Consider the following 22,738-nt stretch of genomic DNA (forward strand, 5'->3'; position numbering starts at 1 on the left):
GTCACCTGCCCGGCTTGCGCAGCCCGAGCCGCGCCATCGACCGTCGGTGCGGCTGGGCCCGTCGGGTCGCGCGCCGGGCGGCGCGTCGTTGCTTGTTGTCGTCTTCCCACGCCTCGGGGTGTCTGGCCAGCCAGCGCTTGCTGCGCACCGCGAACGGGATGTGGCACACGTAGGAGATGATGATCACCCAAATCAGGATGTAAGGCGCCAGCACCGCGGCCGCCGCGGCGATCGCCAGCACCGCCAGCAACGGCGCCGCCCAGTTCGGCGGCACCGCCAGGGTGTGGAACTTCTTCATCGGGATCGCGCTGACCATCAGCAGCGACGTCCCGGTGATCCAGAGGCTCAGGAACCAGATCGACGTCCACCAGCCCTCGCCGAACTGCAGTTTGAGGCCGATTGTGCCGATCATCGACACGGCGCCCGCCGGGGCCGGCATGCCGACGAAGTACTCCTTGGCGTACGGCGGTAGCGTCCCGTCATCCTGCTGAGCGTTGTACCTGGCCAGTCGCAGCACCACGCACACCGCATAGAGCAACACGACCGCCCAGCCGACCGGCCACTTCGACAACAGTGTCACGTAGACAACCAGGGCCGGGATCACGCCGAAGTTCACCGAGTCGGCCAGCGAGTCGATCTCGGCGCCCATCCGCGACTGAGCGTCCAGGATGCGGGCCACCCGGCCGTCCAGCGCGTCGAGGATGGCGGCCACCGCGATCAGCGCCATCGCGGGTATCGGCATCTGGTCAAGCGCGAACTTGAAGGAAGTCAGCCCTGCACAGATGGACAACACGGTCATCGCGCTGGGCAGCAGATGCAGCGCTTCGGTGCGCCGCACTCGCGGTTTGTTGATCATGACAACTCTGCCAGCACCGTTTCGCCGCCCAGGGTGCGCTGGCCGAGGTTGACGATCGGCTGCGCATCCGGCGGCAGGTAGGTGTCCAGTCGCGAGCCGAACCGGATCAGTCCGTAGGTCTCTCCGATGCTGAGCCGGTCGCCGACGTGGGCGTCGCACACGATGCGCCGCGCCACCAGTCCGGCGATCTGAACGACTACGACCTCGGGGCATTCATCTCCGAGATCCATGCGGATCCGCACGCTGGTGCGTTCGTTGGCCTCGCTGGCCTCGGGCAGATCGGCGGACAGGAAACGGCCGGGACGGTGTTGGACGGCGATCACCTCCCCGCTCACCGGGGCCCGCTGCACGTGCACATCCAGAATCGACAGGAAGATGCTGATGCGCGGGCGCGGCGTCTCGCCCATGCTGAGCTCGGTGGGCGGGACGGCGGTGTCGATCACGCAGACCGTGCCGTCGGCGGGTGCCACCACGGCGCCGGGACGGGTGGGGGGCACCCGATTCGGGTGCCGGAAGAATCCCGCGCACGCGCCCGCCGCCAGCAGACCCGTCCGGCGCACCCAGCGGTGTCGGCGCCCCAGCGCGGCCAGGGCCAGGCCCGCGCCGATGAACGGCCGTCCGCCCGGGTGGATCGGGGGTACGGTGTCCCGCACCAACTCGATCAGGTGCGCAGGACCTTGGGAGGAGCCAGGGCGTCGTGCCACGCGGGTCATCTTACGTAAGCGCCGGCCCGCGGCGTGGTTCGTTCGGCTCCGCCGGGGGAAAGCACACATCGAGCCTGCCTGTTCGAGGAGTCCTGACATTCCGACCCAATTCCGCGCCGCTGCGGCGCTGCGCCGCGCAAAGATCGGCGTCACCGCGGCATTCGTCGCTCATGCGGTGGTGTTCTCGTCCTGGGCCGCCCACATTCCGCAGGTCAAGTCGGCACTCGGGCTGTCCGACGGGGCACTGGGAACCGCGTTGTTCGGTGCGCCGCTGGGGTCGGTCGCGGCGACCTTGTTCAGCCACTGGGCGCTGCCGCGCTGGGGGAGCCGTCGGCTGGTGCCCGTCATGGTCGCCGGCTATGCGCTGGCTCCGATGGCGGTGGGACTGGCCACCTCCGGTTGGTGGCTGTTTCTGAGCCTGATGCTGTGGGGCTGGTTCCAGGGCGCGCTGGATGTTGCGATGAACACCCAGGCCGGCACCCTCGAGCGGCTGGCGCGAGCGCCGATCATGGCCCGATTCCACGGCATCTGGAGCGTCGGCGCGCTGGTGGGGGCGGTGATCGGAGCCGGCTGCGTCAGCGCCGGCACTGGGCTCGAACCACAGCTGGTGGCACTGGGGGTCGCGGTGCTGGTTGTGGCCGGGCCGCTCACCCTCCGCCTGGTTGACGACGAGGCCGCCGACGTCGCCGCGGACGAGCGCGGGCGTACCTGGACACCGACCGTGGTGATTCTGGCGGCGGTGGCGTTCGCGTCTTTCCTGTGCGAGGGCGCAGCCACCGACTGGTCGGCGAACTACGTGCACGACGTCGTCGGCGCCGGGGCCGGGGTGGCAGCGCTCAGCTATGCGGCCTACACCCTGGCGATGGTCGCCATCCGGTTCGGCGCGATGCGCCTGCACGCCCGTGTTTCGGCGCGGCGGTTACTCCCGGGCCTGGCCCTGCTCGCCGCCGCCGGCATGAGCGTCACGCTCGTCGTCGCCGATCCGGTGATCAGCGTCATCGGTTTCGCCAGTGTGGGAGCCGGGGTGGCGCTGTTGGTGCCGACGACGTTCAGCGCCGCGTATTCGGCCGGCAGCGGGGGCTCGGCGATAGCCCTGGTCGCCGCGACCGGCTGGGTGGGCTATCTGCTCGGGCCGCCGCTGATCGGTCACCTGGCCCAGTGGGCCGGACTGTCGGCGGCGCTGGTCACCATTCCGGTGGTGCTGGTGATCGCGGCGTTCGCGATCGCGAGCACCACTGCCTTCGATGGCGCCGACGAGTTCCACCGGGCTTAGCTCAGGTCCCACACCTGCAGCTCAGTACCCGCCGGCACCTCCACCACATCCTCGGGAATGTCGAGCAGGGCGTTGGCCGCCGCCAGCCAGCGCAGGTGATGCGATGCGGGCGGGCCGTAACTGGTGACCTGCCCCGCCAAGGCGTCGAGCACCGCGCGCCGGAACTGTCGTTTCCCCCGCGGCGATGTCACGGCCTCGGTCAGCACCGCGACCCGCTTCGGTCGCTGCGGGTCCGGCAGTCCCATGGCCGCGCGCAACGCGGGCCGGATGAATACTTCGAAGGACACCAGCGCGCTGACCGGGTTGCCCGGCAACGTCACGATCGGCGTGCCGGCCACAAAGCCGGCGCCCTGCGGCATCCCGGGCTGCATCGCAACCTTGACGAACTGCACGCCCTGATCACCCTGGCGGCCGAAGGCGTCTTTGACCACTTCATAAGCGCCGGCGCTGACGCCGCCGCTGGTGATGATCAGGTCGGCGTCACCGGCGTACCGGTCCAGGACCTGCGCGAACTGCGCCACGTCATCACCGGCGGTCGCGGTGGCAACCACGGCGGCTCCTGCCTCCCGCACGGCGGCGGCCAGCATGACCGCGTTCGACTCGTAGATCTGGCCGGAGCGCAGCGGAGTCCCGGGGGCCACCAGCTCCGAGCCGGTGGAGATCACCAAGACCCGCTGCCGCGGGATCACCGGCAACTCGACCAGCCCCAGCGCCGCCAGCAGACCCATCGCGGCCGGCGTCGCACGCTGACCGGCATGCAGCACTGTGGTACCGGCGGCGACATCCTCACCGGCACGCCGGATGTGCTTGGCGGGCGTCGCGGCTTCCCGGATGGTCACCGAATCCACACCGCCGTCGGTGGCTTCTACCGGCACGACGGCCGTCGCACCCGCCGGCAGCGGAGCCCCGGTCATGATCCGGTGCGCGGTACCGGGTTTCAGTTGCAGCTCGTCGGTACGACCGGCCGGAATGTCTTCGGCGACCGGTAGCACCACTGGACGCTCACGCGTCGCGCCGGCGGTGTCCTCGGCGCGCACGGCGTAACCGTCCATCGCGGAATTGTCGAAGACCGGCAGTGACAACGGCGCGACGACGTCCTCGGCCAGCACCAATCCCAGCGACTCGGCCAGCGCGACCGTGGCGGCGCGACAAGCTTGGATCATCTCCGCGACGACGCGCTGGTGTTCGTCCACTGACCGCATCCGGCCATTATCGGCCCCCCAAGGGTCAGGTCGCGATGCTGGCCGCACGTCTATCCGACAAACGCCGCTGCGCATATGCACGACCCCGGTCGGGGTCGCCGGTCGCGTAGCCGACGATGTCAGCGAGCGTGTTGATGCGTCCGCCGCCTCCCCAGGTGCCGTCGGCGATTTCGTTGGGGAAAACCCAGATCCGTTGCGGGTCGATGGGATACGCACCTTCCTCGGCGGCGAGCACGGCCTCGGTGACTTCCCGGACGATTGCGGCGCGGCGATCGTCGTCGAACTGTCCTTCGGGAACGGACGCAATGAAGCGATAGCGCGGCGCAGTCGCCGGGCGACCGGCGACGAACACCGCCGCCGGGCGGTGCAGGAATACCCAGGCGATCTCGCGCGTCCGAGGATCGGCGGGGTCGGCGCCTTCGTTGCGCAACAGGATGTCGGTCAGCTGGGACAACAACGTGTGCTCGGCCGCTGCCGACAGGGCGCCGTCTGGGATGAACGCATCGAGCATGGGCATGGCACCGGCCTCCGATTCAATATCTGGGTTTATTTTGTAAACCTAGCTATTATGGGTTTAGATTGTCAACCCAGAAAGGCTAGGAAAATGCTTCCGGATCGTCTCCGCTACAGCTCGTCGAACTGTTCGATCGCGCGCACGCTTGAGGTGGTCGGGGAAAAGTGGACGTTGCTCGTCCTGCGCGAAGCCTTCTACGGGGTGCGGCGCTTCGACGACTTCCACGCCGCGCTGGGATGCGCGCGCAACCTGCTGTCAGCCCGGCTGAAGACCCTGGTCGACAACGCTCTGCTGGAGAAGCGGGAATACCGCGACGATCGTGGCCGGCGGCGCGAGGAGTACCGCCTGACCGACAAGGGTCGGGAGCTGTTGCCCGCTGTGGTCGCCCTCATGCAGTGGGGCGATCGTTGGGCGGCCGACGAGGCCGGACCGGCGGTGGTGCTGCACCATGATCGATGTGGGCAGCCGGTTTCGGTGCAGCTGAGCTGTGAAGCCGGACACGCACCGCTGCAGGCGCGCGATGTCCGTGCGACGCCGGGACCGGGTGCCCGCGGCGTCGCGTGATCAGACCGGGAAGCTGACGCCGGTCAATTCCTCGGAGACACTCCACAGCCGGCGCTGCAGTTCCGCATCGTGCGACTGCGCGCTGGACTGCACCAGCTTCGGGTGGCCCCGTTGTTCGCCCAGACCGTCGGGGCCGTAGTACTGCCCGCCCTGCACGGTCGGATCGGTGGCCGCCCGCAGCGTCGGCAGGGCACCGGCCTCCGCACTCTGGAACAGCAGCGGCGCCAACGCGTTGAGCGGTCGCAGAATGCGCGGGACATTGCGGGCCAGTTCGGTGGCCGAGCCGCCGGGGTGCGCGGCGACGGCGAGGGTGGGGGCCGCCGCGGCCGCCAGCCGGCGCTGCAACTCGTAGGTGAACAGCAAATTGGCCAGCTTGGACTGCCCGTACGCGCCGATCCGGCTGTAGCTGCGTTCCCATTGCAGATCGTCGAAGTGGATCGCGGCGCGCATGCGGTGACCGAGGCTGCTGACCGTCACCACCCGGGACCCGCGCACCGGCAGCAGGCGGTCGAGCAGTAGCCCGGTCAACGCGAAGTGGCCAAGATGATTGGTGCCGAACTGCAGCTCGAAGCCATCCGCGGTGACCTGCTTCGGGGTCCACATCACCCCGGCGTTGTTGATCAGCAGGTCGATATGCGGATAGGTGCCGCGGAGTTCGTCGGCGGCGCGGCGTACCGACGCCAACGAGCTGAGGTCGAGCTGGGTCAGCGTGGCGTCCACACTTGCGGCCTCGCGGCCCACAGCGGCGACGATGCGGGACAGCGCCGCATTTCCTTTCTCGAGATCACGCACGGCCAGCACGACGCGTGCGCCGTGGAAGGCCAGCGCAGCGGCGGTGTGGTAACCGAGCCCGGTGTTGGCGCCGGTGACGATTGCGACGCGGCCGGTTTGGTCCGGGATGTCGGACTGCGACCACTTCTTCGTGGCATTGGGGGTCATCAGGCTCAACTTACCCAGCCAGATCAGGTCGCGATCTATCCGCACGTAGAGTCGAGAACGTGATTACCGGTTTGGCCCACGCCGGCGTGTGCGTACCCGACTGCGAGGCCGCGGTGGCCTTCTATCGCGACGTATTGGGCCTGCGTGTGCTGTCGCCGCCCTACATCATGGCCGGTAACGCCATTCGCGACGATATGGGTGAACTGGTGTCCGATCCCACCATGAAAGCCGCCGTAGTCGGGTTTCCGGGCGACGGCGACCGGGTCCTCGAGGTGATCGAGTACGTCAACGTCGGCGGATCGGAGCAGCGGGCCACCGCGGCCCTGACCGATCACGGGCTGTCGCACGTCGGGCTGATCTGCGAAGACCTCGACGCCACCCGCGTCGAACTGGAAAGCAAGGGGGTGCACTTCCTGGTCAGCGGGATCGCCGACGTCGCGGGGGTGCGCACCATCTGGTTCGTCGACCCATGGGGCGTGGTGTTCATCCTGGTGGAGAAGAGCCGGCCCGAGCGGCCGTACTTCGCGCAATGGGGCTGAAGCCGCGAGTCGGTGTCATCGGGGCGGGCGCCGGCGGCATCGCGATGGGAATCCAGCTCGCCGCCGGGGGATACCCCTTCACCATCTTCGACCGCGCGGACGGCTTCGGTGGGACCTGGCGGCACAACACCTTCCCCGGCGCCGCCTGCGATGTGCCGTCGCACCTTTACTCGTACTCGTTCGCGCTCAACCCACGCTGGAGCAAGACCTACGCCAACCAGCCCGAGGTCCTCGCCTACCTGGAAAAGGTCGCCGCAGACTACGGACTCGGTGCTCACCTGCTGCCAGGGACGGCAATCACCACGGCGCGATGGTCGGACGACTCGAGGCGCTGGACGCTGACGGCAGACGATGGCCGCCAGTACGACTTCGATGTCGTGGTGAGTGCGGTCGGGATGCTCGACGTGCCCAACATTCCGAATATTCCCGGGGCGCAGAGGTTTCGGGGCCGGCAGTTCCATTCGGCCCGTTGGGACCACAGCAAATCGACGGCCGGGGAACGGGTCGCGTCCATCGGCACCGGCGCCAGCGCGGTCCAATACGTCCCTGCGATCGCGCGGGACACCGCGCACCTCACGGTGTTTCAGCGCACCCCGATCTGGATCGCGCCCCGATTCGACTTCCCGTTCACCCCCGAGCAGCACGAGGAGTTCGAACGCCACCCCGAGGCGGCGCAAAAACTGCGCGATGAGGCGTTCGACGCCTACGAGTCATCCAGCTTCGACGTCGACGACGCACAGACCCGCGAGGCGACCGAACTCGCCCGAAGTTACCTGGCACGCAAAGTGACCGACCTCGAACTGCGGGCCAAGCTGACGCCGGACTACCCGGCCGGCTGCAAGCGGCCGTTGATGTCGCGCGAGTGGTACCCGACCCTCGCATTGCCGAACGTCGACCTGGAGATCACCGCCATCGCGGAGCTGACCGAGCATGGCATACGCACCGTCGATGGCGTCGAGCACCGGCTCGACACCGTCATCTACGGCACCGGGTTCAAGGCCGCCGACTACCTGGACAGCATCGACGTGTACGGAACCGCGGGCCGGCACCTGCGCGACGACTGGTGCGGCGGAGCCGAGGCCTACCTCGGCACCCTGGTCACCGGATATCCGAATTTCTTTACGCTCTACGGCCCCAACACAAATGGGGTCAACTCGATCATCTACATCCACGAGATCCAGACCACCTTCGTCCGCCACATCCTCGACACGATGGGCCGACAGGGGACACGCACGGTCGAGGTGACGGCCGACGCGCAGCGCCGCTACAACGACGAGGTGCAGGCCGCGATGGTAGGAAAGGTGTGGCTGGCCTGCACCAACTATTTCCAGCATCCCAGCGGCAAGGTGGTGACCCAGCTGCCGTTCAGCGGCCGGACATTCTTCGAGCGAACCCGCACGATGAACCTCGGCGACTTCGTCCTGCGTGATTAGGCGACGACATGATCGTCGTGGCGCACGAACCACTCGCGCCGCTCGTCGTCGGTCACGTCCGCCAGCGCTGTGAAGCCTTCGAAGTAGGCCTCGCGTGCCGCAGCGAGGGCGTGCCGGAGCGTTGGACGGTTCATGGCCCGCTCTTCAGCCCACGGCGAACGCGGCCATACGCTCGTGGGGTCTTCTTGCACTCGGCATAGGCGAGTGCTAATAATGACGTTGGCACTCGGCATAGGCGAGTGCTAGGTCGGGACGGTGAGGTCCAGCACCAGAAGCTGTGATCGTCCGTCGCGGGCACTGCGCCCGGCCAGCGTAAGTAACGGGGTGGCCCACCTGAGGTCAGCCCGTATCATCCCCAATCCGGAGGAATCACTTCGCAATGGCCAAGACAATTGCGTACGACGAAGAGGCCCGTCGCGGCCTCGAGCGAGGCTTGAACGCCCTCGCCGACGCGGTAAAGGTGACGCTGGGCCCCAAGGGCCGCAACGTCGTCCTGGAGAAGAAGTGGGGTGCTCCCACGATCACCAACGATGGTGTGTCCATCGCCAAGGAGATCGAGCTGGAGGACCCGTACGAGAAGATCGGCGCCGAGCTGGTCAAGGAAGTCGCCAAGAAGACCGACGACGTTGCCGGCGACGGCACCACGACGGCCACCGTGCTGGCGCAGGCGCTGGTCAAGGAGGGTCTGCGCAACGTCGCTGCCGGGGCCAATCCGCTGGGTTTGAAGCGCGGCATCGAGAAGGCCGTTGAAAAAATCACGGAAGTTCTCCTCTCGTCGGCCAAGGACGTCGAGACCAAGGAGCAGATCGCGGCCACCGCGGGCATCTCCGCGGGTGACCAGTCGATCGGCGACTTGATCGCCGAGGCCATGGACAAGGTCGGCAACGAGGGTGTCATCACCGTCGAGGAGTCCAACACCTTCGGCCTGCAGCTCGAGCTCACCGAGGGTATGCGGTTCGACAAGGGCTATATCTCGGGCTACTTCGTCACCGACGCCGAGCGTCAGGAAGCCGTCCTCGAGGACCCCTACATCCTGCTGGTCTCCAGCAAGGTGTCGACCGTCAAGGACCTGCTGCCGCTGCTGGAGAAGGTCATTCAGGGCGGCAAGCCGCTGCTGATCATCGCCGAGGACGTCGAGGGCGAGGCGCTGTCCACCCTGGTCGTCAACAAGATTCGCGGCACCTTCAAGTCGGTGGCCGTCAAGGCCCCCGGCTTCGGTGACCGTCGCAAGGCGATGCTGCAGGACATGGCCATCCTCACCGGTGGTCAGGTCATCAGCGAAGAGGTCGGCCTCTCCCTGGAGACCGCCGACATCTCGCTGCTCGGCAAGGCCCGCAAGGTCGTCATCACCAAGGACGAGACCACCATCGTCGAGGGCGCCGGTGACACCGACGCCATCGCCGGGCGGGTGGCGCAGATCCGCGCCGAGATCGAGAACAGCGACTCCGACTACGACCGTGAGAAGCTGCAGGAGCGCCTGGCGAAGCTGGCCGGCGGTGTTGCGGTGATCAAGGCCGGCGCTGCCACCGAGGTGGAGCTCAAGGAACGCAAACACCGCATCGAGGACGCTGTCCGCAACGCCAAGGCGGCCGTCGAGGAGGGCATCGTGGCCGGCGGTGGCGTGGCGCTGCTGCAGGCGGCTCCGGCGTTGGCCGAGCTCAACCTCACCGGTGACGAGGCGACCGGCGCCAACATCGTGCGGGTGGCGCTCGAGGCTCCGCTGAAGCAGATCGCCTTCAACTCCGGGCTGGAGCCCGGTGTGGTGGCCGAAAAGGTCCGCAACTCGCCCGCCGGCACCGGCCTGAACGCCGCCACCGGTGAGTACGAGGACCTGCTCAAGGCCGGCGTCGCCGACCCGGTCAAGGTGACGCGCTCGGCACTGCAGAACGCGGCGTCCATCGCGGGCCTGTTCCTCACCACAGAGGCCGTCGTGGCCGACAAGCCGGAGAAGGCGGCCGCTCCCGCGGGCGACCCGACCGGCGGCATGGGCGGTATGGACTTCTAAGCGTTCGACAACGATCGGGCCGCGCAGCGGCTTGAGGAGGCGTCGAACCAATTTAGGAAGTCGACGAGAAGCCCGGCTCCTGCACGGAGCCGGGCTTCTTCGTGTGGTAGGGGGTATTTGATGGACGTACCGGACTGGGTGTGGGCCCTGACCATCCTGGCGATCGCGGGGCTGCTGGCCTTCGACTTCGTCTTCCATGTGCGCAAGGCGCACGTCCCGACGTTGCGTGAGGCCGCGGTTTGGTCGGCCGCCTACGTAAGCGTCGCCGTCCTGTTCGGCGTCGGCTTGCTGGTATTGGGCAGCGCCGATGCGGGTCCGGAGTACTTCGCCGGGTACGTCACCGAAAAAGCGTTGTCGGTCGACAACTTGTTCGTCTTTCTGGTGATCTTCGCCAGCTTCCGGGTGCCGCGAGAGGATCAGCAGAAGGTGCTGCTGTTCGGGATCGCCTTCGCCCTGATCGCTCGCACCGGTTTCATATTCGTCGGCGCGGCGCTGATCAATACCTTCGCGTGGATCTTCTACTTGTTCGGCCTGATCCTGCTGCTCACCGCCGGCAGCGTGCTGAAGTCGGACCATGACGACGATTCCCGTAAAGCCGACAACTTCGTCGTCCGGATCGCGAAGAAGCTCATTCACACCACCGAGCACTATGACGGCGACAAGCTGTTCACCGCGGTCGACGGTAAGCGGGCGATGACGCCGATGCTGCTGGTTATGGTGGCCATCGGCGGCACCGACATCCTGTTCGCGCTGGACTCGATACCGGCCATCTTCGGCCTCACTCAGCACGTCTACATCGTCTTCACCGCGACCGCCTTCTCGCTGCTCGGTCTGCGGCAGCTGTATTTCCTGGTGGACGGCCTGCTGGACCGGCTCATCTACCTGTCGTACGGGCTGGCGGCCATCCTCGGCCTGATCGGTGTGAAGCTGATCCTGCACGCTCTGCACGAGAACAACGTGCCCTTCATCAACGGTGGCGAGCCCGTGAAGGTCGTCGAGATCAGCACCTACGTATCGCTGAGCGTGATCGTCGGCGTTCTGATCGTCACCGTGATGGCTTCGTTGGTGAGCCGGAAAGGCAAAGCTGCGACGGCGATCGCCAATGCCCGCCGGCACGCGACGGCTTATCTCGACTCCGAGTACACCCACGACCCCGAGGAACGCGAACGCATCTTCCGCAAATTGCTCGACGAGCGCGATCAGATCATGGCGCTCGGACCCACGTACCAACAGAAGGTTCGCGGCGAGCCGGCGCTCATCGACCTGCTGGAACGGGCGGCTGCCAACCATGACGAGGCGGTCGGGCGCGGCGAAGCCGATCCGTTCGTCCGGAAGGGACTGACCTAGTCGTCACGCCTGGCGGCTTGGCCAACGGGCAGCCGATAGGGCACCGCCGAGAGGAGCGTCACAAATTCGGGCCGCCGCTCGTGCGGAATCATGTAGCTGCGCCGTGGGTCGGCGCCTTGTAACTATGGCCCCCCGTCGCCCGGCAGTGAGAACACCACGCAGTCGTGCAGGCAGCCCTTGGCCGCCGAGGGGGCGTCGGCGTTGCGGTGCAGCAGCGCGCGAGTGGGAATCACCGCGCAGCGCACCGTGTCGGCTTCCGCGTCAGAGGTCTCGGCGCGGCCGTCGACGATCAGCGAGTAGCCTCCCGGCACGGTTGGCGGCCACACCACCGTGACGTTGCTGCGGCGTGCCAGGTTCGTGCGGGTGCCTCCGCCGATCAGCCCGACGTCGAGCACCGCCATGTCGCGCAGCACCGGCTCGACGGTTACCGTATGCGCGCGGTAGTCGTCGTCGACGGTGATCAGATAGCCGAACGGATAGCTCGGCAGGGCATCGGCCAGCCGCTGGAAGTCGACCGGTTTGCGCTTCTTCGCCGCCATGAGATCGACAATAGGCGTGCGTTACTCCGACCGGATCGGGAACTTGATGACCCGGCTCTGATCGCCGGTGTCCCGCTCGGCCGGGGGGTAGAAGCCGGACTTCGGGATGCCCGAGTTCGGCAGGGCCGGGTTGCCGATGCCCGACTCACGTCCCAGCGTGGTGCTCACTGCCGGGTCGCTGCCGCTGGGATTGACGAAGCCGGTCACGGGGGTACCGGCGGACGTCCTCAGGCCCGCGTTGGCCGCCGCGCTGCTCGTCGCGTTCGCAGAGACGGCGGCCGGGGTGCCGGCGTCGACCGCGGTGGCCGGGGCGGAGGACGGGGCGACGACAGGGGTGTTGCTCAGTCCTGAGTTCAACGCTCCCGCCAGGCCGGAGTGCAGGCCGCCGGTGTTGGCCAGCGCCGAGCTGAGCAGCCCGGAACTCAGCGCCGCCGTGCCGAGGCCGCTGGTGGCGTAGTGCGCGGAGTTGGCCAGGCCGGCGTCCAGACCGGCAGCGCCCGCGCCGGAAGACTCCAGCCCTGAGCCCAGGTATCCCATGGAGCTGCCGAAGCCGGTGGAGCCCGAATTGCCCAGTCCGGTGTTGAGCGAACCTGAATTGCCCATCCCCATGTTGCCGGTGCCGGAGTTGAACAAGCCGGAGTTCCCGGTGCCGGAGTTCCCGAAGCCGGCATTGCCGGTGCCGCTGTTGAACCCGCCGAAACCGAACTGGTGGTCACCGGTGAGGCCCATACCGAACGCATCGGTGCCGGTGTTGCCGACACCGAAGTTTTTGTTGCCGAGGTTGCCCAGGCCCAGGTTGTTGCTACCGGTGTTGCCGATGCCCATGTTGCCGCTACCGGTGTTGCCTGCGCCGACGTTACCGATGCCGCTGTTGCCGCTACCCAGGTTGTAGTTGCCTACGTTGTTGTTGCCGATGTTGCCGCTGCCGGTGTTGCCGAAGCCGAAGTTGATCTGACCGTTCGCATTGACGTCGATACCGAGGTTGCGCAGCACTTGTTGCCAGGGAGCCAGTTGAGCCGCCGCCGCCGACGCATCGAAGTGGTAGTTCGCCATCGCCGCGACGTCGATCGCCCACATTTGCTCGTAGGCGGATTCGGTGTCCATGATCGCGGGCCAGTTCATTCCGAAGAAGTTGGTGGACGCCAACATCTGCACCAGGCCGCGGTTAGCTGCGACCACGGCGGGCTGCACGGTGGCGGCCACTGCCGTCTCGAAGGCTGTCGCGGTGGCGGCGGCCTGAGCGGCCGCCAGATCGGCTTGAACCGCCGCGGCACTGAGCCAACTCATGTACTGCGTGGCGACAACCATCATGGCGGCGGCCGAGGCCCCCTGCCACGATCCGCTGGTCAATTCCTGAGTAACCGAACTGAATGACGACACCGCCGAAGCGAGATCCTCGGCCAAACTGCCCCATGCGGAGGCAGCAGCAAGTAGCGGTCCCGCACCGGGACCGGCCAACATCAATGCCGAGTTGATCTCTGGCGGCAACCACGCGAAATGCGGGCTTGTCACCACCCAAACTTACCCGGGACGCCCTACCACCGTGGGCATATCGGGGTAACCCGGTAACCCGAATTCCAGCCGCCGTACAGCAACCCGTCAGACGGGAACGGGGGCCGGCCGGCGGCCGCGGACGAGTTTGCCGGGGCGCGCGGACGTGGGCATGCCGTTCTCGGCAATCACCTCACCGGACACCACGGTGGCGACATACCCCTCGGCGGTCTGATCGAGTCGACGTCCGCCGGCGGGTAGATCGTGGGCGATGACCGGTTTGTGCAATCGCAACGCCGCGTGGTCGATGACGTTGAGATCGGCCTTGAACCCGACGGCGATGCGGCCGCGGTCGGCCAGCCCGGCGATGCGGGCCGGCACCGAGGTCAGTTCGCGGACGGCCTCGGCGACGCTGAACCGCCCCGTTGCGCGGTCGCGCGCCCAGTGCGTGAGGAAGTAGGTGGAGTAGCTGGCGTCGCAGATCATGCCGTAGTGTGCGCCGCCGTCGCCCAACCCGAGCACCACGTCGTCGCGGTGCAGGAGTTTGCCGACGGTGTCCAGCGAATTGCGTTCCAGGTTGCTGGTGGCGACCAACAGCATGGCTTTTCCGTCGTCGTCGAGGAGCCGGTCGTAAGCCTCCTCCATCGGGTTGACGCCGCGGGCCCGCGCCCGGGCGCCGATGCTGTCCGATGGGTTCGGCTCATAGTTCGGATTGTCGTCCAGCGGGAAAATCCAGTCCCACATCTGAGCGACAAACAGGATGGGGTGCCCCTGACCCGGCTTGTCTGCCAGGATGCGGGCGCGTACCTCCGGCTTGCGCATCTCGGCGACCCGCTCGGGCAGCGGAAGGTGGGCGATCTCGCGGTAGCTGGGATACAACACAAACGGATTGGCCGACAGTTGCAGGCCGATGATCAGACCGATCGGCCGCGGCAGCAGTTGCGCGGTGATATCGCCGCCCGCCGCGTTCGCCTTCTCCACCATCGTGATGGCGTCCGGCCAGGTGGGGTCGCCCGCGTTGCCCACGACGAGGGTGAATGTCACCGGCAGCCCGACGTCTTCGGCGACGTCGAACACCGTCTGCAGCACGGGCTGGTACCCACCGGCGGGGATGTCGGGCACGAACTGCAACAGCCCGCCGCCGCCGTCGACGACGCCGCGGGCGATTTCCTCGATCTCCTCGCGTGCCGCGTCGTAGCTCGGGATCGGCGCACCGCTCTCGGTCTTGTGAATGGTGAGACGCGAGGACGCGAAACCCAGCGCCCCGACCTGGATGGCCTCGGTGGCCAGCGCGCGCATCTTGGCGAGATCCTCGGCGGTGGCGGGTTCGCGGTCGGCGCCGCGCTGGCCCATCACGTACACCCGCAGCGGGGAGTGCGGCAGGTAGGCCGCCACATCGATGTCGCGTTTCCCCGATTCCAGAGCGTTCAGGTATTGGGGAAACGTTTCCCAGGTCCACGGCAGCCCATCGGTCATGACGACGCCGGGGATGTCTTCCACGCCGGCCATGACGTCGACAAGCACCTCGTGGTCCTCCTGGCGGCAGGGCGCGAAGCCCACCCCGCAGTTGCCCATCACCACGGTGGTCACACCATGCGCCGACGAAGGTGTCAGCCGTTCCGACCAGATCGCCTGGCCGTCGTAGTGGGTGTGTAGATCGACGAAGCCGGGGGTGACCAGCAACCCGGTCGCGTCGATCTCTTTCACCGCATCGCCGTCAACCTCCCCGACCGCTGCGATGACGCCGTCGGCGACCGCCACGTCGCCGACGTAGGGTTCACCTCCCAGTCCGTCGACGATGGTGCCGTTGCGGATCAGAAGGTCGTAGGCCATCTAAATAATCTACGACTGCGTCGGTGCGCCGTGCCAGCGATACGCTGGGCGACAACGTCGAAGCGGTGCGGCGCCGCGGCCCGTAGGGTCGAAACTATGGCAACCTCCGAAACCGCTGCCGTTCGAGAACTCCTGCGCGACGCCTTCACCCGGTTGATCGAGCACGTCGGCGAACTGTGCCACGGACTCACCGACGAGATCGCCGACTACCGGCCGACCGCGGACGCAAACAGCATCGCCTGGCTGCTGTGGCACAGCGCACGGGTCCAGGACCTACAGCTGGCCGACGTGGCCGGGGTGGAACAGGTGTGGACCCGAGACGACTGGGTGGGCCGGTTCAATCTGGACCTGCCGCGCAATGACACCGGCTACGGACATGGATCCGACGAGGTGGCCAAGGTGCGCGCGCCGGTCGACATGCTCCTCGGCTACTACCACGCGGTGCACCTGCTGACGCTGGAGTACGTCGACACCGTGACCGCCGATGAGCTCGCGCGCATCGTGGACACCAACTGGGATCCGCCGGTGACCGCAAGCGCGCGGCTGGTCAGCATCATCGACGACTGTGCCCAACATCTCGGGCAGGCCGCCTACGTGCGGGGGATCGCCAAGTAGGGTTCCAAGCCGTGCGGTTCCTCGCGACGGTGTTGTGCTGGCTGATCGCCACTGCCGGGTTGGCGTTGGCGGTTCCGGCGGTCTGGGCGCAGATGAACGTCGTCGACCAGGACGGCTACGCCGCGCTGGCCGATCAGGCCGCTCGCGATCCGGCGTTGCAGTCCGCGATGGCCTCCGAGCTGACCACCCGCGCGATGGCGTTGATCAACGAGAGCAGCGGACGCCGCAATCCCGTCGACAGTGCGACCGTGCACGATGTGGCTGCGGCATTCGCCGCGGGTCCGTCGTTCCCGCCGTTGTTCGTCCAGGTGAATCGAGCCGCGCACGCCTGGTTATTCAGCGCGCCACAATCGGGTGGCGGCGACCAGTGGGCTATCGACGTCGCTCCCATGCTCAAGGACACCGCGATCCAGCAGCAGCTGAACACCTACAACGTTCAGGTCCCCCAGACGCTGAAGGTGCCGCTCACGGTGTCGGTGGGCCAGTCGCTGCGGCAGGGCCAATTGCATCGCGCGGCTGTGTGGGGGCCGTCGGTCAGCGTCGGCGCGGGGGTGCTCACCAGCCTCTTCGCGCTGCTGCTGCTGGTTGTCGCGGGTAGCCGCGGGCGCGCGCTGACCGCCCTCGGCATTTCGGCGCTGCTTGTCGGTGCGGCCGGTTGGGCCGCCGTCGAGGTCGGTGGACGGTCGGTCAACGGTGCCCTCAACCGGACCACCGGGGATATCCGCCGGATGGCCGACGTGATGGTCGGCCATGCCGAGGACAGCCTGCACCGGTGGCTCAACCTGACACTGATCACCGGTGCGGGACTGGTGGCGCTCGGCGTGCTGGTAGCGGTGCTCGGTGGCCTGTTCAGCACAAAGTCTCAGCGCAGCGGCAGCTGAGCCAAGATCGCGCCCGTCGGCTGCGGAGAACCGGTTCCGGGCTCCACCGTGAACGCCAGTGCCGTCGAACCGTCCAGGTTGTCCAGCGTCGCTTTCGTCGACGGGGAAACGGCCGCCGTACTCATCGTCCCCGCCGACGTCGGCCCGTTGGCGCCCAGCAACCACATCTGGTACACGGTGCCGGGCGAGGGTGGCGGCACGTTGTTCATCACCAGCACACCCGCATTGCGGTCACGCGAGAACACCACGGTAGCGGTCCCGGCACCCAGCGGACCTGAAACGGTACGCACGTCGGGTGCGGTCAGCACCTCTTCGGCAACCGTCTGCGGCGGTGACGGCCGCAACGCCACCCCGAGGCCGAATGCTCCCAGGCCCACCGCGACGGTTGCTGCTGCCGCGAAAACAATGGTGCGCCAGCGTGATTGACGAGAACTCGGCATATTCGGCGGCGTCGTCACGGCGAGCACCGCAGGGCGCAAATGGTCCGGCGGTTCGGCGGTACTGACCGAGGCCAGAGCCGCCATCGTCTCGCGGACGGCGCGGACTTCGTCGTGAAAGGCGGTGGCTATGGACGAAGGCGCGGCCGCGACCCGCCGATCGATCTCGACGCGCTCCGCCTCGGAGACCGCATGCAGGGCGTACGGAGTCGCCAGTTCGAGTAGTTCGAAATCGGTAGGGCCGGTCATGGCACATCCAGGCAGTTGCGCAGGCCGCGCAGCGCATCGCGCATACGCGATTTGATGGTCGACAGGTTCGCGGCCAACCGTTGCGACACCTCGACATAGGTCAGTCCGCCATAGTAGGCCAATTCGATGCACTGGCGCTGTGTGTCGGTGAGCCCCTCGAGGCACCGCGCCACCCGGCGGCGCTCGTCGCCCGCTATTGCCGAATCCGCGACCACATCGGCCGCCGGTTCGACATTAGCTGTGCCATAACGTGATTCGCGCTGCGTGCCGGCTTGTTCGCTGCGCACCCGGTCGATCGCGCGCCGGTGTGTCATGGTCAGCAGCCAGGCCAGAGCGGACCCCTTGGTGGAGTCGAACTGCGAGGCCGTCCGCCACACCTCGAGATATATCTCCTGGGTGGTCTCCTCGCTGTACCCGTGATCACGCAGCACCCTGGTCACCAGCCCGTACACTCGGGTCTTCGTCTGGTCGTAGAACGCCGCGAAGGCAGCGTCGTCCCCACGCGCGACCCGGGCGAGCAAGGCGTCCAGGTCGTCGCTGGGCTGCAGCGGTGCGGTCATCGATCGGTAGCCTAGCGCCAGCAACCTCCCGGCCCGGTATGCCGGTCATGAGTGGCGCACCGATCCGGGCGGCCGCGGGAGGAAGTAGGCAGTCCGCATCTGGTAATCGGCGAAACCGGGGCGGCCCTTCATATACCTCTCGGTCAATCGTGCACCGCTCACGTCGACAAGGAGGTAGGTCATCACCAGCGGTGAGACTGCGGTGGCGAGCGGCACCCAGCCGTTGATCGTGATCAGCCAAATCCCCCACCACACGCAGGCGTCGCCGAAGTAGTTGGGGTGGCGCGTCCAGGACCACAGGCCGCGGTCCATGATGACCCCGCGGCTGGCCGGATCGGACTTGAATTTCCGCAATTGCACGTCACCCACCGCTTCGAAGACGAACCCGATAAGCCACGCCACCAGACCCAGCGTCGTGACGGCCAGCAACGGTGTGGGCGTGGGCCCGGTGACCGCCGACAGCTGCAGCGGGAACGAGATGAACAGCGTCAGGAACCCCTGCAACACAAACACCCTGAAAACCACCTGCCACACAGTCGCGCCCCGCAGCAGGTCAGCGTACCGACGGTCCTCACCCTGACCCGCGGTTTTGCGCTGGATGTGCCAGCTCAGCCGCAGCCCCCAGATCGACACCAGCGCCAGCAGCAGCCAGCGCCTGGCAGGATCCCCGTCACCCACCGCCGCCGCCACCGCCGCCACCACGACAAAGCCCAAGCCCCATGCGACGTCGACCACGCTGTAGCGGCCGATCTTGCGGCTGATCGCGAAGGTCGCCGAATGCACCACGGCGACCGCCAGCGCGCAGGCGCCGGTCACCGCCAGGATGTTTGTCTCGCTCATCGGGAACCCTTGCGATGGGAAACCCGCCGCGAAACATCCTGGGAGTCCGTCGGGGAAAGCTCTGACATTCCGTCGAACCCCTCGTCGAATCCTAAGCGCCCCAACTCATTACGACGTCGCAGCCGGAGCTTGCGCCCGCGCCCGATCCGCGACCTCGCGGCATCCTGCGGCCGCACCGGCATGCGCGACTCGGTGACATCGAGGATCGCCTCGCTGAGCGGCAAAGGTCCGCCAGGGCCAGCGAACGGCCCGACCCACCACGGCGGCCGGGTCGGCTGGCCGATGTCTATATACCGGCTGTGACTGCGGTATTCGAGCGAGTGCGCATGCACACCTGATATTCGGAGCCCCGCGACGCTCGGATGGCCCCTTCGAGCTCGGGGCTAACGTTCGGCACTCAGGGCCAGCGACCTGTCGGTGGGTCGCTCGTCGAGAGGAAGGGCGCGGCGGCGGGCCGGACGGGAACGCACTCTCAGCGGCCACCAGAACCAGCGGCCCAAGAGCGCAGCGATCGAGGGTGTCATGAACGCTCGCACGATCAGTGTGTCGAACAACAATCCCAAGCCGATGGTAGTCCCCACCTGGCCCACGATCCGCAAGTCGCTGACCACCATGGAAGCCATCGTGATTGCGAATATCAGGCCCGCGTTCGTCACGACCTTGCCCGTGCCGCCCATCGATCGGATGATCCCGGTATTCAGTCCCGCGTGGATCTCCTCCTTGAACCGCGACACCAACAGCAGGTTGTAGTCAGACCCCACCGCCAGCAACACGATCACCGACATCGCCAACACCATCCAGTGCAACCGGAAATCCAGGATGTGCTGCCAGACCAGTACGGAAAGACCGAATGAGGCGCCGAGCGAGAGTGCAACAGTACCCACGATCACCGCAGCCGCGACCAGCGCCCGGGTCATCAACAGCATGATGATGAAGATGAGGCACAGCGAGGAGACACCGGCGATCACCAGGTCCCATTTCGCGCCGTCAGAGATGTCCTTGAAGACGGCGCCGACACCGGCCAGATAAATCTTTGCGTTCTCGAGAGGAGTTCCCTTGAGGGATTCCTCAGCCGCGGTGCGTATCTTGTCCACGCTCGCGATTCCGTCAGCGCTGGCCGGGTCGCTTCGGTGCAGGATGATGAAGCGCGCCTCGTGGCCGTCCGCTGACAGGAAGTTCGACATCGCCCGCTTGAAGTCCGCGTTCTTGAACACCTCCGGAGGCAGATAGAACGAATCATCGTTCTTCGCGGCGTCGAAGGCGTGACCCATCGCGTTCGCATTGTCGCCCATCTCGTCCATCTGATCGAAGATCCCCGACATGGTGCTGTGCATGGCGAGCATCATGATTCGCATGCTCTCCATGCTGTCGATCATCGGCGGGAATGTGGCCAGCATCTGAGGCATCAGCTGATCGAGGTTCTTTATGTCTCCGACCAGCTTGCTCAGCTTCTCGTCAATCTCGTCCAGGCCGTCCAGCGCGTCGAAGATCGATCTGATCGACCAACAGATGGGAATGTCGTAGCAGTGTTTCTCCCAGTAGAAATAGCTGCGAATCGGGCGCCAGAAATCGTCGAAATCTGCGACGTGATCCCGCAATTCATCAGTGATCTGCTGCATCTCCACCGTGTCGTTGACCATCCGGTGGGTGTTGTCTGCGAGCTGTGCCATCAGGCCGTACATGCGCTTCATGACCACAATGGTTTTGGCCATCTCGTCGGCTTGCTTGAGCATGTCGTTCATCCGCGAGCGCTGATATTTCAGCATCTGGACCTGCCCGGCGTTCTGCATGCTGATTTGAAAGGGGATGGTGGTGTGGTCCATCGTGGTTCCGTCTGGCCGGGTGATCGCCTGCACCCGGGAAATGCCGGGGATGCGGAAGATGCCCTTCGCCAACTTGTCCAAGATCAGAAAGTCGGCGGGGTTCCTCATGTCGTGATCCGACTCGATCATCAGGATCTCCGGCTTCATCCGGGCCTGGGAGAAGTGTCGATCGGCTGCGGCGAATCCTTTATTGGCCGGGATGAACGCGGGCAGGTAGGCCCGGTCGTCGTAGCTGGGCTTGTATCCCGGCAGGGTGATGAGACCGATCAGGGCGATCACACAGGTGACTGCGAGGATCGGCAGCGGCCAGCGCACGACGGCGGTGCCAATCCGCCGCCAGCCGCGGACCTTCAGCAACCGCTTGGGATCGAACAAGCCGAAACGACTTCCGACCACGAGAACGGCCGGCCCGAGCGTGAGCGCGACCAGTACGGCGACGATCATGCCGACCGCGCAGGGAATGCCCAGTGTCTGGAAGTAGGGCATTCGCGCGAAACTCAGGCAGAACGTCGCTCCGGCGATTGTCATTCCAGACCCGAGAATGACGTGCGCCGTTCCCCGATACATGGTGTAGAACGCGGTTTCGCGATCCTCGCCGGCCTGCCTGGCTTCCTGATATCGGCCGATGATGAAAATCCCGTAGTCAGTCCCCGCCGCGATCGCCAGCGAGGTCAGCAGGCTGACCGCAAAAGTGGACAGCCCGATGAGCCGGGCATGCCCGAGAATTGCAACTGCCCCGCGCGCCGCCGCCATTTCGATGCCCACCGTGAGCAATAGCAGGATCACCGTGGTGGGGGACCGGTAGACGAACAGCAGCATCACCAGAATGACCACAACGGTGGTCACCGTGATCTTCACCATCGACCGGTCGCCACTGTGCTGGAGGTCCGCGCCCAGCGCAGCCACCCCCGCCACGTACACGTTCAGTCCGGCCGGCGGCGGCATACCGGCCACGATCTTGCGCACCGAGGCCACTGATTCATTGGCCAGCGGCTCTCCCTGGTTTCCGTTGAGATTGATCTGAGCGGTCACGGACTTGCCGTCGCTGCTCTGGGCTCCCGCCGCCGTCAGCGGATCACCCCAGAAGTCCTGGATACTCAGCACGTGCGCCTTGTCGGCACGGAGCTTCCGGATGAGGCCGTCGTAGTACCTGTGGGCTTCATCGCCGAGTGGCTGTCCACTCTCCAGCACGAGCATCGCCACGCTATCGGTGTTGCCTTCTTTGAAAGACTCGCCGATATGTTTCAGCGCCACATAGGAAGGTGCGTCCTTGGGACTCAGCGACACAGAACGCTCTTGTCCGACCACTTCCAGTGACGGCAGGAAGACGCTCATGACAACGACGACCGCCAACCAGAACAGGATGATCGGCACGGCCAGTGCGTGGATCGTGCGGGCGACCAGGGGCCGTTCGGGGTGGCCGGCACCGGTCGAGGTTCCGGTCGGAGGCCCCAGCGTGGTCAATCGAGTGCTCATGCCGACTTCACCAGGCAGTAGGTGAAGGCGTCGACTGAATTGGAGATCCGCTCGGCTTTGATCACGTCGTCGACCGTGATGCGACAGCCGATGCTGTTGCTATCTCCTTGCGCCGCAAGATTACCCAGCACGGTCGCCTTGTCGGTGGTGACCCGCAACGTCCACGGCAGGATCGCTCCGTCAATACGTTGCGGGTCGGCGTTGACGTCGAAATAGCTGATGTCCGCGACCGTTCCGGGAGGGCCGAACACCTCGTACACGATTCGTTTGGGGTTGAACGGTTTGGGGTTGTCGAGGTTACTGTCGGTGTAGGACGCGCGCTTTTCGGAACCGAAGTACCCGTGGACTCGGTACACGACGAATCCCGCGACCACCACCACCGCAAGGATCACTACCAAGATCCACGTCCGGGCCAGCACCTTGAAAATCTGAGGTCCCTTTCATCGTTCGCATGCGCCCCGGGCGGACGATACCCTCCCGGACAGGTACTTTCGAATTGACGCAATTTCACTGATGGCGCTGAGTAATCCGCGTCCGCGACGAACGTCAACCGTGTTGACCTAAGTAAATCACGGATGCGCCAAGGCGCCTCTGCTCCTTCCTTTAGATCAGTGCAGT

Annotated in this window: 21 protein-coding genes and 1 pseudogene; 8 read left to right on the forward strand and 14 right to left on the reverse strand. The window is 66.3% G+C overall.

The features are described from left to right. Position 1: 1 nt before the first annotated feature. Positions 2 to 856, reverse strand: coding sequence for a CDP-diacylglycerol--serine O-phosphatidyltransferase (gene pssA, locus ACX9NE_RS08030; protein WP_459361159.1), 855 nt, complete (start codon positions 854 to 856; stop codon positions 2 to 4). Then, positions 853 to 1,560, reverse strand: a complete 708-nt coding sequence (locus tag ACX9NE_RS08035) for a phosphatidylserine decarboxylase (protein WP_459361160.1) — start codon at positions 1,558 to 1,560, stop codon at positions 853 to 855. Before ACX9NE_RS08035 ends, pssA begins: the two co-directional genes overlap by 4 nt. A 127-nt stretch (positions 1,561 to 1,687) precedes the next feature. Here ACX9NE_RS08035 and ACX9NE_RS08040 point away from each other — a divergent pair, with 127 nt between their 5' ends. Continuing rightward, on the forward strand, positions 1,688 to 2,833 hold the full coding sequence (locus ACX9NE_RS08040; RefSeq protein ID WP_459361352.1) for an MFS transporter: 1,146 nt from the start codon (positions 1,688 to 1,690) through the stop codon (positions 2,831 to 2,833). Here ACX9NE_RS08040 and moeA read toward each other — a convergent pair. Together moeA and ACX9NE_RS08050 are read right to left on the reverse strand one after the other, a co-directional pair. Further along, positions 2,830 to 4,035 (reverse strand): molybdopterin molybdotransferase MoeA, encoded by a 1,206-nt coding sequence (gene moeA / locus ACX9NE_RS08045; protein ID WP_459361161.1) that lies wholly within the window; start codon positions 4,033 to 4,035, stop codon positions 2,830 to 2,832. The genes ACX9NE_RS08040 and moeA overlap by 4 nt on opposite strands. Positions 4,036 to 4,060: 25 nt before the next feature. Further along, positions 4,061 to 4,552: a tautomerase family protein gene (locus ACX9NE_RS08050; RefSeq protein WP_459361162.1), complete on the reverse strand. Its 492-nt coding sequence runs from the start codon at positions 4,550 to 4,552 to the stop codon at positions 4,061 to 4,063. 87 nt (positions 4,553 to 4,639) lie between these two features. Between ACX9NE_RS08050 and ACX9NE_RS08055 the strand changes: the two genes are divergently transcribed. After that, complete coding sequence (locus ACX9NE_RS08055; RefSeq protein ID WP_459361163.1) at positions 4,640 to 5,113, forward strand: winged helix-turn-helix transcriptional regulator; 474 nt, start codon at positions 4,640 to 4,642, stop codon at positions 5,111 to 5,113. Here the strand turns inward: ACX9NE_RS08055 and ACX9NE_RS08060 are convergent, their stop codons facing one another. Beyond that, complete coding sequence (locus ACX9NE_RS08060) at positions 5,114 to 6,052, reverse strand: SDR family NAD(P)-dependent oxidoreductase (protein WP_459361164.1); 939 nt, start codon at positions 6,050 to 6,052, stop codon at positions 5,114 to 5,116. Positions 6,053 to 6,111: 59 nt separating this feature from the next. Here ACX9NE_RS08060 and ACX9NE_RS08065 point away from each other — a divergent pair, with 59 nt between their 5' ends. Further along, positions 6,112 to 6,591 (forward strand): VOC family protein, encoded by a 480-nt coding sequence (locus ACX9NE_RS08065; protein WP_459361165.1) that lies wholly within the window; start codon positions 6,112 to 6,114, stop codon positions 6,589 to 6,591. Then, complete coding sequence (locus ACX9NE_RS08070; protein WP_459361166.1) at positions 6,582 to 8,024, forward strand: flavin-containing monooxygenase; 1,443 nt, start codon at positions 6,582 to 6,584, stop codon at positions 8,022 to 8,024. Before ACX9NE_RS08065 ends, ACX9NE_RS08070 begins: the two co-directional genes overlap by 10 nt. Here ACX9NE_RS08070 and ACX9NE_RS08075 read toward each other — a convergent pair. Beyond that, positions 8,021 to 8,134, reverse strand: a pseudogene (locus ACX9NE_RS08075) (cupin domain-containing protein); the annotation flags it as partial. The gene ACX9NE_RS08070 and the pseudogene ACX9NE_RS08075 overlap by 4 nt on opposite strands. Before the next feature lie 269 nt (positions 8,135 to 8,403). Between ACX9NE_RS08075 and groL the strand changes: the two are divergent. Together groL and ACX9NE_RS08085 are read left to right on the forward strand one after the other, a co-directional pair. Next, complete coding sequence (gene groL / locus ACX9NE_RS08080; RefSeq protein WP_459361167.1) at positions 8,404 to 10,029, forward strand: chaperonin GroEL; 1,626 nt, start codon at positions 8,404 to 8,406, stop codon at positions 10,027 to 10,029. A 120-nt stretch (positions 10,030 to 10,149) separates the two neighbouring features. Then, on the forward strand, positions 10,150 to 11,376 hold the full coding sequence (locus ACX9NE_RS08085) for a TerC family protein (RefSeq protein WP_459361168.1): 1,227 nt from the start codon (positions 10,150 to 10,152) through the stop codon (positions 11,374 to 11,376). A 122-nt stretch (positions 11,377 to 11,498) separates the two neighbouring features. Here ACX9NE_RS08085 and ACX9NE_RS08090 read toward each other — a convergent pair whose 3' ends face one another. The 3 genes from ACX9NE_RS08090 to ACX9NE_RS08100 all read right to left on the reverse strand — a co-directional run bounded on the left by ACX9NE_RS08090 (position 11,499) and on the right by ACX9NE_RS08100 (position 15,239). Beyond that, positions 11,499 to 11,915: a pyridoxamine 5'-phosphate oxidase family protein gene (locus tag ACX9NE_RS08090; RefSeq protein WP_459361169.1), complete on the reverse strand. Its 417-nt coding sequence runs from the start codon at positions 11,913 to 11,915 to the stop codon at positions 11,499 to 11,501. Positions 11,916 to 11,936: 21 nt separating this feature from the next. After that, entirely contained in the window at positions 11,937 to 13,427 is a 1,491-nt protein-coding gene (locus ACX9NE_RS08095) for a PPE family protein (RefSeq protein ID WP_459361170.1), read from the reverse strand. An 87-nt stretch (positions 13,428 to 13,514) separates the two neighbouring features. Continuing rightward, the gene (locus ACX9NE_RS08100) at positions 13,515 to 15,239 is read right to left on the reverse strand and encodes an N-acyl-D-amino-acid deacylase family protein (protein ID WP_459361171.1); all 1,725 of its coding nucleotides are present in this window, start codon (positions 15,237 to 15,239) and stop codon (positions 13,515 to 13,517) included. Positions 15,240 to 15,335: 96 nt separating this feature from the next. On the opposite strand from ACX9NE_RS08100, the gene ACX9NE_RS08105 reads away from it, so the two are divergent. Next, the gene (locus ACX9NE_RS08105; RefSeq protein ID WP_459361172.1) at positions 15,336 to 15,854 is read left to right on the forward strand and encodes a mycothiol transferase; all 519 of its coding nucleotides are present in this window, start codon (positions 15,336 to 15,338) and stop codon (positions 15,852 to 15,854) included. A gap of 11 nt (positions 15,855 to 15,865) precedes the next feature. Further along, a complete protein-coding gene (locus ACX9NE_RS08110; RefSeq protein ID WP_459361173.1) occupies positions 15,866 to 16,735 on the forward strand; it encodes a hypothetical protein in 870 nt (289 codons plus the stop codon). On the opposite strand, the gene ACX9NE_RS08115 is transcribed toward ACX9NE_RS08110, so the two are convergent. From ACX9NE_RS08115 to ACX9NE_RS08135, 5 genes are all read right to left on the reverse strand, one after another. Continuing rightward, positions 16,717 to 17,421 (reverse strand): anti-sigma factor, encoded by a 705-nt coding sequence (locus ACX9NE_RS08115; RefSeq protein WP_459361174.1) that lies wholly within the window; start codon positions 17,419 to 17,421, stop codon positions 16,717 to 16,719. The two genes, ACX9NE_RS08110 and ACX9NE_RS08115, sit on opposite strands and share 19 nt — an antisense overlap. After that, a complete protein-coding gene (locus ACX9NE_RS08120; protein WP_459361175.1) occupies positions 17,418 to 17,981 on the reverse strand; it encodes a sigma-70 family RNA polymerase sigma factor in 564 nt (187 codons plus the stop codon). The genes ACX9NE_RS08115 and ACX9NE_RS08120 overlap by 4 nt, the downstream gene beginning before the upstream one ends. A gap of 45 nt (positions 17,982 to 18,026) precedes the next feature. Then, positions 18,027 to 18,821 carry a DUF1295 domain-containing protein gene (locus ACX9NE_RS08125; RefSeq protein WP_459361176.1) on the reverse strand — a complete coding sequence of 265 codons (795 nt, stop codon included), beginning with the start codon at positions 18,819 to 18,821 and terminating at the stop codon, positions 18,027 to 18,029. A gap of 383 nt (positions 18,822 to 19,204) precedes the next feature. Then, the gene (locus tag ACX9NE_RS08130; protein ID WP_459361177.1) at positions 19,205 to 22,120 is read right to left on the reverse strand and encodes an MMPL/RND family transporter; all 2,916 of its coding nucleotides are present in this window, start codon (positions 22,118 to 22,120) and stop codon (positions 19,205 to 19,207) included. After that, the gene (locus ACX9NE_RS08135; protein ID WP_459361178.1) at positions 22,117 to 22,539 is read right to left on the reverse strand and encodes an MmpS family transport accessory protein; all 423 of its coding nucleotides are present in this window, start codon (positions 22,537 to 22,539) and stop codon (positions 22,117 to 22,119) included. The genes ACX9NE_RS08130 and ACX9NE_RS08135 overlap by 4 nt, the downstream gene beginning before the upstream one ends. Positions 22,540 to 22,738: the final 199 nt, after the last annotated feature.

The organism is Mycobacterium sp. ML4, from assembly GCF_054515735.1.

Coding starts and splice junctions, on each gene's coding strand:
- pssA (WP_459361159.1), bottom strand. CDS start 856: ATGATCAACAAACCGCGAGTGCGGCGCACCGAAGCGCTGCATCTGCTG.
- moeA (WP_459361161.1), bottom strand. CDS start 4,035: ATGCGGTCAGTGGACGAACACCAGCGCGTCGTCGCGGAGATGATCCAA.
- ACX9NE_RS08050 (WP_459361162.1), bottom strand. CDS start 4,552: ATGCCCATGCTCGATGCGTTCATCCCAGACGGCGCCCTGTCGGCAGCG.
- ACX9NE_RS08055 (WP_459361163.1), top strand. CDS start 4,640: ATGCTTCCGGATCGTCTCCGCTACAGCTCGTCGAACTGTTCGATCGCG.
- ACX9NE_RS08060 (WP_459361164.1), bottom strand. CDS start 6,052: ATGACCCCCAATGCCACGAAGAAGTGGTCGCAGTCCGACATCCCGGAC.
- ACX9NE_RS08070 (WP_459361166.1), top strand. CDS start 6,582: ATGGGGCTGAAGCCGCGAGTCGGTGTCATCGGGGCGGGCGCCGGCGGC.
- groL (WP_459361167.1), top strand. CDS start 8,404: ATGGCCAAGACAATTGCGTACGACGAAGAGGCCCGTCGCGGCCTCGAG.
- ACX9NE_RS08085 (WP_459361168.1), top strand. CDS start 10,150: ATGGACGTACCGGACTGGGTGTGGGCCCTGACCATCCTGGCGATCGCG.
- ACX9NE_RS08090 (WP_459361169.1), bottom strand. CDS start 11,915: ATGGCGGCGAAGAAGCGCAAACCGGTCGACTTCCAGCGGCTGGCCGAT.
- ACX9NE_RS08100 (WP_459361171.1), bottom strand. CDS start 15,239: ATGGCCTACGACCTTCTGATCCGCAACGGCACCATCGTCGACGGACTG.
- ACX9NE_RS08105 (WP_459361172.1), top strand. CDS start 15,336: ATGGCAACCTCCGAAACCGCTGCCGTTCGAGAACTCCTGCGCGACGCC.
- ACX9NE_RS08115 (WP_459361174.1), bottom strand. CDS start 17,421: ATGACCGGCCCTACCGATTTCGAACTACTCGAACTGGCGACTCCGTAC.
- ACX9NE_RS08120 (WP_459361175.1), bottom strand. CDS start 17,981: ATGACCGCACCGCTGCAGCCCAGCGACGACCTGGACGCCTTGCTCGCC.
- ACX9NE_RS08125 (WP_459361176.1), bottom strand. CDS start 18,821: ATGAGCGAGACAAACATCCTGGCGGTGACCGGCGCCTGCGCGCTGGCG.
- ACX9NE_RS08130 (WP_459361177.1), bottom strand. CDS start 22,120: ATGAGCACTCGATTGACCACGCTGGGGCCTCCGACCGGAACCTCGACC.